The organism is Streptomyces sp. NPDC002054, assembly GCF_040296685.1.
GTDB lineage: Bacteria > Actinomycetota > Actinomycetes > Streptomycetales > Streptomycetaceae > Streptomyces.
The window spans coordinates 132439-147584 of sequence record NZ_JBEOXT010000023.1; the positions used below are offsets into that span (position 1 = coordinate 132439).

Annotated in this window: 2 protein-coding genes; both read right to left on the bottom strand. The window is 73.7% G+C overall.

Annotated features, from left to right (window positions below; genetic code table 11):
- Window positions 1-9: 9 nt before the first annotated feature.
- A complete protein-coding gene (locus tag ABT123_RS21880) occupies window positions 10-10245 on the bottom strand; it encodes a type I polyketide synthase (RefSeq protein WP_502971012.1) in 10236 nt (3411 codons plus the stop codon).
- A 105-nt stretch (window positions 10246-10350) separates the two neighbouring features.
- A partial coding sequence (locus ABT123_RS21885) for a type I polyketide synthase (RefSeq protein WP_351317163.1) occupies window positions 10351-15146 on the bottom strand: 4796 nt, incomplete at its 5' end.

The window sequence follows — 15146 nt, forward strand, 5'->3', positions numbered from 1 at the left end:
TCGGGCACGTCAGAAGTTGCTGTTGCTGGTGGAGGTGGAGGTGTCGCCGGGGGTGTCCTCGTCGAGGCCGCCACCGCCGTCGAGGGCGAGGTCGAGGAGGTCCTGGAGGTCCATCTCGTCGATGGACCCGCCCGGGTCGGCGGCGGCGCCCGCACCGGTGTCGGTGCCGGGGGTGTCGGGTCCGGCGAGCCGCAGGAGGGTGTCGAGGAGTCCCGCTTCGCGGATCCGGCCGAGGGGGATGGTGGCCAGGGTCCGGCGCAGTTCCACGTCCTGCGGGTCGGTGTCGAGGTCCGGAGCGGCCGTACCGCCGCCGCCCTCGGGGAAGAGGGTGCGCAGCAGGTGGCGGGTCAGGGCCTCGGGGTTGGGGTAGTCGAAGACGAGGCTGGACGGCAGCCGCAGGCCGCACGCGGCGCCCAGGCGGTTGCGCAGTTCGACCGCCGTCAGGGAGTCGAAGCCGAGGTCCTTGAAGGCCCGGTCGGCTGCGACGGCGTCCGCGGACGGGTGGCCGAGTGCTGCCGCCGCGTGCTCACGCACGAGGTCGAGGAACGCCGCGCCGCGGTCGTCCCCGGACAGTTCGGTGAGCTCGCGGAGCACGGCCGCGGACGGGTCGGCGGTCGCGGACGTGGCCGCGCCGGGGGCCTGCTCGCGCAGGGCACCGCGTACCTCGGGCAGGTCACCGATGAGCGGGCGCGGGCGCGCCGCGGCGAACACCGGGGCGAACCGGGCCCAGTCGACGGCGGCCACGGTGACCGCCGCGTCCCGGCCTGCGAGGGCCCGCTCCAGGGCGAGGAGGTTGGTGCCGGGGTCCACGGGTGGCAGTCCGCGCCGGCTGAGCTGCTCTTCCGCGTCGCCCTCGGTGGCCATACCGCCGTCGGCCCACGGTCCCCAGGCGATGGCCGTGGCGGCGAGCCCGCGGGCCGCGCGGCGCTCGGCGAGCGCGTCGAGGAAGGTGTTGGCGGCGGAGTACGCCCCTTGGCCGCCGCCGCCCCAGACACCGGCGACGGAGGAGAAGAGGACGAAGGCGTCGAGGGAGTCAGGGGTGTCGAACAGCGCGTCGAGGTGAACGGCGCCGGCGGTCTTGGCGGTCACGACCCGGGCGAACCCGGGCAGGTCGGTGCCGGTGCCGGGCGGCTGCGAGACACCCGCGGCGTGCACGACGGCGCGTACCGGGGTGCCGTCGGCGGCGAGCCGTACGACGAGTGCTTCGAGGGCCTCCCGGTCGGTGACGTCGCAGGCCGCCAGGGTCACGGCCGCGCCGAGCGCTTCGAGTTCCGCCCGGACCTCGCCGGCGCCGGGCGCGGCGGCGCCGCTGCGGCTGACGAGTACGAGCCGTTCCGCGCCGCGTTCGGCGAGGTGCCGTGCCACGTGGCGGCCGAGCGCGCCGGTTCCGCCCGTGATGAGCACGGTGCCACGCGGGGTCCACCGGTGGGCGGGGCGGGCCCCGGTCGTCGTTTCGGCGTGTCCGAGGCGTCGTACGAGCGGGCCGGCGGCGCGGATCGCGAGCTGGTCCTCGTCACCGGCACCGTCACCGGTGAGTACGGCCGACAGGCGGGACAGGACGCGCTCGTCGCACGCCTCGGGCAGATCGACGAGTCCGCCCCAGCGGTCGGGGTGCTCCAGGGCGATCACCCGGCCCAGGCCCCAGACCTGAGCCTGGGCCGCGCCGCCGAGCCGGTCGCCGGGTACGGCGGCGACAGCGTCGCGGGTGACGCACCACAGGGGAGCTTCCTCGCAGCCGGTCTGCCCGTCCGGGTCGGTGAGCACCGAGGCGAGGGCAGCGGTGAGGGCGAGTCCGACGGGCACCGCGGGGTGCTCGGGGTGCGGGCGCTCGTCCAGCGCCAGGAGCGACAGGACGCCGGTGACCGGCCCGCCGGCTGCCACCGCCGCCTCGCTCAGCCGCTCGGCCAGGCGTGCGCGCAGGACCGACGGGTCGGCGTCGGACACGTCGAGCGGGAGCGGCAGGATCCGGGCGCCGTCGTCGGCCATGCGGTCGGTCAGGGCGCGGACCCAGGGGTCTTCCGCCTGCGGGGCCGGTACGGCGACCAGCCAGGTGCCGGCGGGGGTTCCGCCATCGTGCTCCGGACCCGACCACGGCTGCCAGGTGACGCGGTAGAGGAGAGACTCGACCTGCGCCTGTGCCTGCCGGTCCCGCCGCCATGCGGAGAGGGCGGGCAGTACGGCGCTGAACGGCTGGTCGCCGTCCACGTCGAACTCGTCGGCGAGGGCGGTCAGGTCGGCCCGCTCGACTACCTCCCAGAACCGGGCGTCGGCCTCGCTCTCGGCGGGGGCGACCTGCCCGGCGGACTCGGGCCAGTAGCGCTTGCGCTGGAAGGGGTAGGTGGGCAGATCGACGCGCCGGGCGCCGGTGCCGGCGAAGTAAGCGTCCCAGTCGACGGCAACGCTGTGGACGTGGGCCCGGGCGAGGGCGGTGACGAGCACCTCGGCCTCGGGCCGGCCCTTGCGGAGCACGGGCACGAATGTGCCGCCCTCCGTCACGCAGTCCTGGGCGAGGGCGGACAGCACACCGTCCGGGCCGAGTTCAACGTACGTCGTGGCGCCCGCGGTCTCCAGGGCCCGCACGCCGTCCAGGAAGCGGACCGCCTCCCGGACGTGCCGGACCCAGAAGTCCGCCGAGCCCATCTCGTCGGTGACCAGCGCGCCGGTCAGGTTCGAGACGACCGGGATGCGCGGGGCCTCGTACGTAAGCCCCTCCGCCACCTTGCGGAAGTCGGCCAGCATCCCCTCCATGTGCGGCGAATGGAAGGCATGGCTGACGGTCAGCCGCTTGGACTTGCGACCGGTGAAGGACTCGGTGATCTCGAGCGCCGCGTCCTCGTCACCGGCGATGACGACGGACGTCGGACCGTTGATCGCGGCGATGCTCACGCGGTCGCTCAGCAGCGGCAGGACCTCGTCCTCCGACGCCTCCACGGCGATCATCACGCCACCGGCCGGCAGCGCCTGCATCAGACGACCACGCGCCGCCACCAGCGAGCACGCATCGTCCAACGACAGCACACCCGCGACATGCGCGGCAGCGATCTCACCGATCGAATGCCCGGACACGAAGTCCGGCCGCACGCCCCACGACTCCAGCAGCCGGAACAGCGCCACCTCGACCGCGAACAACGCCGGCTGCGTGTACTCCGTCCGGTCCAGCAGCTCCGCATCCGCCCCGAACAGAACGTCTGTCAACGGCAGTTCGAGGTCGAACCTCGCGCACACCTGGTCCAGTGCGGCGGCGAACACCGGCTGGGTCTCGTACAGCTCGCGCCCCATGCCCAGCCGCTGGCTGCCCTGTCCCGTGAACAGGAAGGCCAGGCCGCCACCACCCCCGGACACCGTCCCGCTGACCAGCCCGGGTGCCTGCTCATCGGCCGCCAGAGCGGCAAGCGCGCGCAGCAGGCCCTCGCGGTCGGCGGCGGCGACCGCCGCGCGGTGTTCGAGGCCGGCACGACCGGTGGCCAGGGAGTAGGCCAGGTCCACGAGACCGGAGTCGTCCGTGACCTCGGCCACGGGCAGCAGCCGGGCGGCCTGGGCGCGGAGCGCCTCGGGGCTCCTGGCCGACAGGACGTACGGCACCGGGCCGTCGGCGGCCGAAGGCACCGGCTCCTTCCGGTCCATGGGCTCCGGCTCCGGGGCCTGCTCGATGATCGTGTGGGCGTTGGTGCCGCTGATACCGAACGAGGACACCGCGGCGCGCCGCGGCCGACGGGTTTCGGGCCACTCCACGGGTTGCGTCAGCAGCTCGATGTCCCCCGCCTCCCAGTCGACGTGCGGGGTGGGCTCGTCCACATGCAGGGTCTCCGGCAGCACCCCGTGCTGCATCGCCAGCACCATCTTCATCACGCCCGCGACACCGGCCGCAGCCTGGGTGTGCCCGAGGTTCGACTTGATCGAACCGAGCAGCAGCGGCTGCCCGGCCGGGCGGTCCTGGCCGTACGTCGCCAGCAACGCCTGCGCCTCGATCGGGTCACCCAGCCGGGTACCCGTACCGTGCGCCTCCACCGCATCCACATCCGCAGCCGACAGACCCGCGCTCGCCAGAGCAGCCCGAATGACGCGCTGTTGGGAGGGCCCGTTCGGGGCGGTGAGGCCGTTGCTCGCACCGTCCTGATTGACGGCCGAACCGCGGACCACCGCGAGAACCGGGTGACCGTTCCGGCGGGCGTCCGACAGCCGCTCCACGAGCAGCATGCCCACACCCTCACCCCACCCGGTACCGTCCGCCGCAGCCGCGAACGCCTTGCAGCGGCCGTCGGGTGCGAGCCCGCCCTGGTGGCTGAACTCGCTGAACGTCCCGGGCGTCGACATGACGGTCACCCCGCCCGCGAGTGCGAGCGTGCACTCGCCGGCCCGCAGCGCCTGGATCGCCCAGTGCAGGGCGACCAGCGACGACGAGCAGGCCGTGTCCACGGTGACGGCGGGACCCTCCAGGCCCAGGGCGTAGGAGACGCGGCCGGACATGACGCTGCCCGCGTTGCCGGTCATCACATGACCCGTTACGCCATCCGCGTCGCCGGACCGCTCCAGCTGGGCGTCGTAGCCGCCGGACGAGGCGCCGACGAAGACTCCGGCCCTGGTGCCGCGCAGCGACGACGGGTCGATGCCCGCCCGCTCGATCGCCTCCCAGGACGCCTCCAGCAGCAGTCGCTGCTGCGGGTCCATGGCCAGGGCCTCGCGGGGAGAGATCCCGAAGAAGTCGGCGTCGAAGGAGTCGGCGTCGTAGAGGAAGCCGCCCTCGAAGCTCCGGCCGGCGGCCTCCCCGGCGTACAGCTCGCCGGTGTCCCAGCCGCGGTTGCCGGGAAGTCCGGCGATCGCGTCGCCGCCGGCCGCGACGAGCCGCCACAGCTCCTCGGGGCTGCGGACGCCGCCGGGGTAGCGGCAGCTCATGGCGACGATCGCAATGGGGTCGTCGGAGCCGGGGACACCGCCCGGGACACCTCCCATGACCGGGCCGAACTCTTCCTCCTCACCCAGGAGTTCGGTGTGCAACTGCTGTGCCAGTGCGGTGGGCGAGGGGTAGTCGAAGACGAGCGTGGTCGCCAGGCGCAGCCCGGTGGCCGCGCCCAGGCGGTTGCGGAGTTCGACGGCGGTCAGGGAGTCGAAGCCGAGGTCCTTGAACGCCTTGGCGGGCTCGATCTGTTCGGCCGAGGCATGGCCCAGTACGGAGGCGACCTGCGCCCGGACGAGGTCGAGCAGGGCCCGGTCCTGTTCGGGGCGGGTGAGGCCGGTCAGCCGTTCGGCGAGCGGGGTGCCCGCGTCGGTGCGGGTGCGCGCGGTACGGCGTCCCGCCGGGCCCAGGAGCTCCCGGAACACGGGGGCGACCGGGCCGGGCGCGGCGGCGTCGCGCAGGGCGGTGAGGTTGAGGCGGGCGGGGACGAGGGCGGGGCGGCTGGAGGTGACCGCCGCGTCGAGCAGAGCCATGCCGTCGGCGGCGGAGAGGGCGCCCATGCCCTGCTGTTCCATGCGCCGCAGCTGGGTCTCGTCGAGTCCGCCGGTCATCCCGCTGGCGTCGGCCCACAGGCCCCAGGCGAGCGCGGTGGCCGGAAGGCCTTGGTGGTGGCGGTGCTGGGCGAGGGCGTCGAGGACGGAGTTGGCACTCGCGTAGTTGGCCTGGCCGGCGCTGCCGAGGGTGCCGGCGATGGCGGAGAAGAGGACGAACGCCGTCACCGGCAGGTCGCGGGTGAGCTCGTGGAGGTGGAGGGCCGCGACGGCCTTGGGCCGCAGGACCGTGTCCAGGCGTTCGGGGGTGAGGGAGCCGAGCACGCCGTCGTCGAGGACGCCCGCCGTGTGGACCACGGTGGTCAGGGGGTGCTCGGCGGGGATCGCGGACAGGACGGCGGCCAGGGCGTCGCGGTCGGCGGCATCGCAGGCGGCCCAGGTGACCTCGGCGCCCAACGCGGCAAGCTCCGCGGTGCGTTCGGCGGCGCCCGGGGCGTCGGCGCCCCGGCGGCTGAGCAGCAGCAGGTGGCGTACGCCGTGGGTGGTGGCCAGGTGGCGGGCGACGATCCCGGCGAGGGTGCCGGAGCCGCCGGTGATCAGGGCGGTGCCGTTCGGGTCGATGGCTGCGGTACCAGGGGTGCCCGTGCCCGTCGTACGGGTGCGGCGCAGGCGCGGAACGAGCACGGCTCCGTCGCGGAGCAGCAGCTCCGGCTCGCCGGAGGCGAGGGCCGCGGCGAGGACGGCGGCGTCGGCCGGGTCTGCCAGGTCGGCCGGGTCGGAGACGTCCGCCAGGACGAAGCGGCCGGGGTTCTCCGTCTCCGCCGACCGCAGCAGACCGCGGACGGCGGCATGCGGCAGATCCTCGCCGCTGGTCACGACGACCAGACGGGACTCCGCGAACCGGTCGTCGGCCAGCCAGGCACGCGCCAGGGCGAGTGCCCGGTGCGTGGCCTCGCGGAGGGCGTCCGGGACGGTCCCGGCGGGCTGCCGGGGGAAGGGGGCGAGGACGTACGCCGGGACGGGGGCGCCGGCGTCGACCGCCGCGCCCAGCTCCGCCAGGTCGGCGTAGCGGGCGGCGGCCGGGCCGAACCCGGCACCGCCCAGCACCGCCCAGTCAGACGCCTCCAGCGGCAGCGACAACGGCAGCGGCACCCAGTCGAGCTGGAACAGTGCCTCGCGCACGACGGCCGGGACCTGGTCCAGGGTGCCGACGGTCTCCGCCGAGTACGGCTGCGGGGCGAGTCGGCCGACGGAGGCCACGGGGTCACCGAGATCGTCGGCGAGGTCCAGGGCGAACGCCCCGTCGACGGCGGGCCGGATCCGTACGCGCAGGGCTCCGGCGCCCTCCGCGTACAGGGCCACGTCCGACCAGACACTGCCCGGGCCATCGGCGTGCGCCTGCGCCTCCGTCAGCGTGACGGCGGCATGCGCGGCGGCATCGAGCAGCACCGGGTGCAGGCCGAACTCCGTTGCATGCGTGTCACCTTCGGGCAGGCGGACCTGGGCGAAGTACTCGCCGTCGCGGCACCAGGCCGCCTCCACGGCCCGGAACACCTGAGTGTCGGAGGAGAGGTGGCCGAGGTCGACGACTTCCGCCCCGGCGGGCGGCCACTGCGCGAGGTCGGACGACGCGGCGGGAGCGTCCTGCGCGTCGGGAGCGAGGATTCCGCGGGCGTGGCACGTCCATACGGTGCCCTCGGTGGCGTCTCCCTCCGGCCGGGCGGACACGGTGAAGGCACGGCGGCCCTGCTCGTCGGGGTTGTCGACAAGCACCTGGACCCGTACGTCGCCGTCGACGGGCAGCGCGAGCGGCGTGTCGAGCACCAGCTCCACGACCTGCCCGCAGCCGGCCTGGTCACCTGCGCGTACGGCGAGTTCGACGAACGCGGCGCCCGGCAGCACCGCCGTACCGGCCACGGTGTGATCGGCGAGCCAGGGCTGGGTGCGCAGCGAGAGCCGGCCGGTGCACAGCACGCGGTCGGAGCCGGCCAGAGTAACGGCCGCGCCGAGCAGCGGGTGCGCGGCAGGGTCGAGTCCGGCCACGCTGACGTCGCCGGCCGCGGCGGCGCCGGGCTCGAGCCAGTACCGCTCGTGCTGGAAGGCGTAGGTGGGCAGGTCGACGCGCCGGGCGCCGGTGCCGGAGAAGTATGCCGACCAGTCGACGCTGGCACCCCGGGAGTGGGCGCGGGCGAGGGCGGCGAGGGCCGTCTCGGGCTCGGGCCGACCGCTCCGCAGCGCGGGGACGAAGGCCGCGCCCTCGCGGGTGATGCAGTCCTGGGCGAGCGCGGACAGGACGCCGTCGGGCCCGAGCTCGACGTACGTCGTCACCCCGGCGGCCCCCAGGGCGCGGACGCCGTCGAGGAAGCGGACGGCATCGCGGACGTGGCGGACCCAGAAGTCGGCCGAGCCCATCTCGCCGTCGGAGACGAGCGCACCGGTCAGGTTGGACACGACCGGGATGCGCGGGGCCTCGTACGTAATCCCCTCCGCCACCTGGCGGAAGGCGTCGAGCATGCCGTCCATGTGCGGCGAGTGGAACGCGTGGCTCACCGTCAGCCGCTTGGTCTTCCGCCCCGGGAAGGCTTCCGCGACGGCGACCACGGCGTCTTCGTCACCGGCAATGACCACCGACTGGGGGCCATTGACGGCCGCGATGCTCACCCGCTCGGTCAGCAGCGGAAGAACCTCGTCCTCCGAAGCCTGCACCGCGATCATCACGCCACCGGTCGGCAGTGCCTGCATCAGACGACCACGAGCAGCGACCAGCGTGCACGCATCGTCCAGGGACAGGACTCCCGCCACATGCGCGGCAGCAATCTCACCGATCGAATGCCCGGCCACGGCGTCCGGCCGCAGGCCCCAGCTCTCCATCAGCCGGAACAGCGCGACCTCGACCGCGAACAGGGCCGGCTGGGTGTACTCCGTCCGGTCCAGCACATCGGCATCAGTACCGAACAGCACGCTCTTCAAAGGCAGTTCGAGGTCGAACCGCTCACACACCGCATCCAGCGCGTCCGCGAACACCGGGTAGGTCTCGTACAACTCCCGGCCCATACCCAGCCGCTGGCTGCCCTGCCCCGTGAACAGGAAGGCGGTCCTGCCCTCGGCCACGGTGTCCGTGACCAGGCCCGTGGCGTCCTCGCCGGCGGCGAGCGCGGCGAGGGCGGTGTCGAGTTCGGCGTCCGTGCGGCCGACGAGCACCGCACGGTGCTCCAAGGCGGCGCGCGTGGTGGCGAGCGAGTAGCCGAGGTCGAGGGCCGAGGTCGCGCCGGCCTCCTGGGCCCGGACCGCAATCAGCCGGGCCGCCTGGGCGCGCAGCGCGGCGGCGCTCCGGCCCGAGAGCGTCCAGGGCAGCATGGCGGGCCGGCCGGCGGCCGGGACCGGAACCGAGCTGACGCCCTCACCGTCGGCGTCGTCCTCCGGGGCTTGCTCGATGATGGTGTGCGCGTTGGTGCCGCTCACGCCGAAGGCGGAGACGGCGGCGCGGCGCGGGGCCCCGGTCTCGGGCCACGCCATGGGCTCGGTGAGCAGCGACACCGCTCCGCCCGACCAGTCGACGTCGGGGGTCGGCTCGTCGACGTGGAGGGTCTGCGGGAGGACCCCGTGGCGGATTGCCATGACCGTCTTGATGATGCCGGCGACACCGGCGGCGGCCTGGGTGTGACCGATGTTGGACTTCAGCGATCCGAGGCGGAGCGGCTGCTCGGCCGGGCGGTCCTGCCCGTACGTCGCCAGCAGCGCCTGCGCCTCGATCGGGTCGCCCAGCCGCGTACCCGTGCCGTGTGCCTCCACGGTGTCGACCTCGGCGGCCGAGAGGCGGGCGTTCTCCAGGGCCTGGCGGATGACCCGCTGCTGGGCGGGGCCGTTGGGGGCGGTCAGGCCGTTGCTGGCGCCGTCCTGGTTGACGGCCGAGCCGCGGACGACGGCGAGGACGGGGTGGCCGTTCCGCAGGGCGTCGGAGAGGCGCTCCACCAGCAGGACGCCGACACCCTCGGACCAGCCGGTGCCGTCGGCCGCGGCGGCGAAGGACTTGCAGCGGCCGTCGGTGGCGAGACCGCGCTGACGGCTGAACTCGACGAACACGTCGGGGGTGGGCATCACGCACACGCCGCCGACCAGGGCGAGCGAGCACTCGCGCTGACGCAGGGCCTGCGTGGCCAGGTGGAGGGCGACGAGGGAGGAGGAGCAGGCCGTGTCGATGGTGGCGGCGGGGCCCTCCAGGCCGAGGACGTAACTGACCCGGCCCGACAGGACGCTGGTGGCGCCGCCCGTCAGGAGCAGCCCTTCGAGCCCTTCCGGGACCTCCTTGAGGTCGGCCCCGTACCCCATGGCGCCCGCGCCGATGTAGACGCCGGTGCGGCTGCCGCGTACGGACGCCGGATCGATTCCGGCGCGCTCGAACACCTCCCACGAGGTTTCCAGGATCTGGCGCTGCTGCGGGTCCATGGCGAGGGCCTCGCGCGGCGATATGCCGAAGAATCCGGGATCGAACGCGGTGGCGTCGGCGAGGAATCCACCACCGGTGTTGTAGAAGGTGCCCTTGCGGTCGGGGTCGGGATCGGCGAGGGAGGCAATGTCCCAGCCGCGGTCCTCGGGGAATCCGGTGATGGCGTCGCCGCCCTCGAAGACCAGTCGCCACAGGTCCTCGGGGGACCGCACTCCGCCGGGGAAACGGCAGCTCATCGCGACGATGGCGATGGGCTCACGGGCGTCCTGCTCGACCTCCTGGAGACGGCGACGGGCCCGCCGCAGCTCCGTGGTCATCCACTTCAGGTTTTCGAGAAGCTTTTCTTCGTTCACGCCGGCCACTGGAACGTCACCTCCTGGAGAAATGCGGAATGCATACGGGAACTGGAATACGAAATGGACTGGATCACCGGATCAGGCATCGGATCGGGCATCAGGTCAGGATTTTCCGAATTCGTTGTTGATGATGTCGAAGAGGTCCTCGGCGGACGCCGATTCGATGGCTGTTTCCTCGTCCTCCTCGGGGGCGAGGGCGGCCCGTTCCGTCCTGTTCCAGTTCGCCAGGAGCGCTTCGAGCCGTGCCGTCACGCGGGCGCGTTCGGCGGTGTCGTCCCCGGGGACCGACGAGAGGAGGAACTCCAGCTTGTCGATCTCCGCGAGCGCCGGCAGCGCGGGCGCCGTGTCCTCGCCGAGGAGTTCCGCGCGGATGTGCGCGGCCAGGGCGGCGGGCGTGGGGTGGTCGAAGACGAGGCTGGCGGGCAGGCGCAGTCCGGTGGCGGCACCCAGGCGGGTGCGCAGTTCGACCGCGGTGAGCGAGTCGAAGCCCAGCTCCTTGAAGGCCCGGCCCGCCTCGACCGTGGCGGCTCCGTCGTGGCCGAGGACGGCGGCGACGTGCGTACGGACCACGCCGAGCAGGGTCCGTTCGGCCTCGTCGGCGCCCATGCCCCGCAACTCGGCTGCCAGCCGGGCCGCTTCACCTTCGGTGCCATCCCCGCTGCCGGTGCCGGTGCCGCTGCCGATGCCGTGCTGCTCCTCCGCGAGTACGCGACGGACCTCGGGAAGGTCGGCGATCAGCGGGCGCGGCCGGGCGGCGGTGAAGGCCGGGACGAACAGGTCCCAGTCGACGTCGGCGACCGTCACGGTGGTGTCGCCCGCGTCCAGCGCCTGCTGCAGAGCGGCGATCGACAGCTCGGGAGCCATCACGGGCAGGCCGCGGCGTCGCAGTTGCCCGGCGGCCTCGTCGTCGGCGACCAGCCCGCCCTCGCCCCACGGGCCCCAGGCGACGGCGGTGGCCGTCAGCCCGCGGTCGCGGCGCCGCTGCGCCAGCGCGTCGAGGTGGGCGTTGGCCGCCGCGTAGGCGGCCTGGCCGCCGCTCCCCCAGATGCCGGCGATGGAGGAGAAGAGGACGAAGGCGTCCAGCTCCGTGTCGCCGAGCAGCTCGTCGAGGTGCTCGGCGCCCGCGACCTTGGCGGCGAGGACGGCGGCGACATCGCCCGGTCCCGTCTCGGCGAGCGGCGCGAACTGGCCGACGCCCGCCGTGTGGAAGACGGCGGTCAGGCCAGCGCTGTCGGCACTGTCCATGCGGAGGGTGGCGAGGAGCCCGCGGAGGGACTCCCGGTCGGTCACATCGCACGCGACGGCCGTAGCCCGGACTCCGAGCCCGGCGAGCTCCGCGACCAGAGCCTCGGCACCCGGCGCCTGCGGCCCGCGCCGGCCCGCCAGGACCAGGTGCTCGGCGCCGTTCGCGGCGAGCCAGCGGGCCACGTGCGCGCCGAGGGCGCCCGTACCGCCGGTGATCAGGACGGTGCCGCGGGCCCGCCAGGGGGCACGCCCCGAACCGCCGTCGCCGCTGTCCGCGGCCCCGGTGGCGTGCGCGATCCGGCGGGCGAGGAGACCGGCGGACCGTACGGCGACCTGGTCTTCGTCCCCGCTGCCGAGTACGGCGAGCAGCCGGTCGAGGGCCCGTCCGTCCACCGCGCCGGGCAGGTCCACCAGACCGCCCCAGCGCTCGGGGTGCTCCAGGGCGACGACCCGGCCGAAGCCCCAGATCTGCGCCTGCGCAGCACTCCGTACCCGGTCCGAGGCTCCGGTCGCGACGGCCCCGGTGGTCACGCACCACAGCGGCGCGTCGACCTCGGCGTCACCGAGGGCCTGCACAAGCGCCCCCGTCAGCAGCAGCCCGGCCGGCGCCGCCGGATGGGCGGGGTGCGGAGCCTCGGCGAGCGCCAGCAGGGACAGCACGCCGTCGGCGCGGTTCCCGGCGAGCGCCGTACGCAGCCGGTCGGCCACGGCGGCACGGTCCGTCGTGTCCACGTCCAGCACGGCCTCCCGTACGTCCACGCCCTGCGCCCGGAGGGCGGTCACGATGCCCGGGAGCGCGGGGTGACCGGACGCGGTGACGAGGAGCCAGGTGCCGGCGGGGCGGGCGGCCGAGTCCGGATCGCCCAGCGGCTTCCAGGTGACCGCGTACCGCCAGCCGTCGACGACCGACCGCTCCGCGCGCTGCCGCCGCCAGGCGGACAGCGCGGGAAGCAGGGCGCTCAGCGGCTGGTCGGCATCGATCTCCAGGGTGGCGGTGAGGGCGGCGAGGTCCGCGTTGTCGACGGCCTCCCAGAACGCGGCGTCCACCGCACCGGACTCGGCAGCCGACGGGCGGGGCGCCGCCTCCTCCAGCCAGTAGCGCTTGCGCTGGAAGGGGTAAGTGGGCAGGTCGACGCGGTGGGCTCCGGTGCCGGCGTAGTACGCCTCCCAGTCGACGGCGACGCCGCAGGCGTGGGCCTGGGCGAGGGCGCTGACGAGCACCTCGGCCTCGGGCCGGCCCTTGCGGAGCACGGGCAGGAACGTGCTGTCCTCCGCTACGCAGTCTTGGGCGAGAGCGGACAGGGTGCCATCGGGGCCGAGCTCGACGTATCGCGTGACGCCCGCGGCTTCCAGTACGCGCACACCGTCGAGGAAGCGGACCGCTTCCCGAACGTGCCGCACCCAGAAGTCGGCCGAGCCCATCTCACCGTCGGAGACGAGAGCGCCGGTCAGGTTGGACACGACCGGAATGCGCGGGGCCTCGTACGTGAGCCCCTCCGCGACCTTGCGGAAGTCGGCCAGCATCCCGTCCATGTGCGGCGAGTGGAAGGCATGACTGACGGTCAGCCGCTTGGACTTGCGACCGGTGAACGACTCGGTGATCGCAACCGCCGCATCCTCGTCACCCGCGATGACAACCGACTGCGGACCGTTGATCGCGGCGATGCTCACCCGGTCGGTCAGCAGCGGAAGAACCTCATCCTCCGACGCCTCCACCGCGATCATGACCCCACCGGCAGGCAACGCCTGCATCAGACGACCACGGGCGGCCACCAGCACACACGCGTCATCCAGCGAGAACACACCCGCCACATGCGCGGCAGCAATCTCACCGATGGAATGCCCGGCCAGGAAGTCCGGCTTCACCCCCCACGACTCCAGCAGCCGGAACAGCGCGACCTCGACCGCGAACAACGCAGGCTGCGTGTAGGCAGTCTGGTTCAGCAACTTCGCATCGGAGCCGAACAGCACGTCATTCAGGGGCAGTTCCAGGTGGGCGTCCATCCGGGCGCAGACCGCGTCCAGCGCGTCCGCGAAGGCGGGGTGGGCGTCGTAGAGCTCACGTCCCATCCCGAGACGCTGGCTGCCCTGCCCGGTGAAGAGGAAGGCCAGACCGCCCCCGGACACCGTTCCTCGGACCAGTCCCGGCGTCTGCTCGCCGGCTGCGAGGGCCTTCAGAGCGGCCAGGAGCCCGTCCCGCTCCTCCGCGACCACGACGGCCCGGCGCTCGAGGGCCGACCTCGAGGTGGCCAGAGAGTAGGCCACGTCGGCGGGTTCGAGGAGTTCGTCCGCCGCGACCCATGCCTCCAGGCGCTCGGCCTGGACCCGCAGGGCCGCCTCGCTCTTTGCTGACAGCACCCACGGCACGAGACCGCCGGACCGCTCCTGCGGCAGCGCGGAGTCCTCCTCGCCATCGATGGCCGGCGCCTGCTCGATGATCGTGTGGGCGTTCGTACCACTGAAACCGAACGAGGAGATGCCGGCCCGGCGCGGACGCCCGGTCTCCGGCCACTCGCGCGACTCGGTCAGCAGGGCGATGTCCCCCGCCTCCCAGTCGACGTGCGGGGTGGGCTCGTCCACGTGCAGGGTCTGCGGCAGCACCCCGTGCTGCATGGCCAGCACCATCTTGATGATGCCGGCGATGCCGGCCGCGGCTTGGGTGTGTCCGATGTTGGACTTGATGGAGCCGAGGAGCAGCGGCTGGTCGGCCGGCCGCTCCTGGCCATAGGTGGCCAGGAGCGCCTGCGCCTCGATCGGGTCACCGAGCTTGGTGCCCGTGCCGTGCGCCTCGACCGCGTCCACATCGGTGGCCGACAGGCCCGCGCTCGCCAGAGCAGCCCGGATCACGCGCTGCTGCGACGGACCGTTCGGCGCCGTCAGACCGTTGCTCGCGCCGTCCTGGTTGATCGCCGAGCCGCGGATCACCGCGAGGACCGGGTGGCCGTGCCGCTGGGCGTCCGACAGCCGCTCCACGAGCAGCATGCCCACGCCTTCGCCCCAGCCGGTCCCGTCCGCCCCAGCCGCGAAGGCCTTGATCCGGCCGTCCTCCGCCAGCCCACGCTGACGGCTGAAGTCGACGTACGCCCCCGGCGACGACATCACGGTGACACCACCGGCCAGCGCCATGGAGCACTCGCCGCTACGCAGCGCCTGGACCGCCCAGTGCAGGGCGACCAAGGAGGCCGAGCACGCGGTGTCGACGGTGACGGCCGGGCCTTCGAGCCCGAACGCGTAGGAGAGGCGGCCGGAGACGACGCTCGCCGCGTTGCCCGTCCCGAGGAAGCCCTCGATACCGTCCGGAACGGTCTGGAGCATCGCTCCGTAGTCCTGGCCGTTGGTGCCGACGAAAACACCGGCCTGGCTGCCGCGCACAGCGGCGGGGTCGATGCCTGCCCGCTCGAAGGCCTCCCACGAGGTCTCCAGCAGCAGCCGCTGCTGCGGGTCCATCGCCAGCGCCTCGCGCGGCGAGATCCCGAAGAAGTCGGCATCGAAGTCGGCGACGTCGTGGATGAAGCCGCCCTCACGGGCGTAGAACGTGCCCTGCTGGTCAGGGTCGGCGCTGTAGAGCCGGTCCAGGTCCCAGCCACGGTTCACGGGGAACTCACCAATGGCATCACCACCGGACGCCAGCAGCTGCCACAACTCCTCCGGCG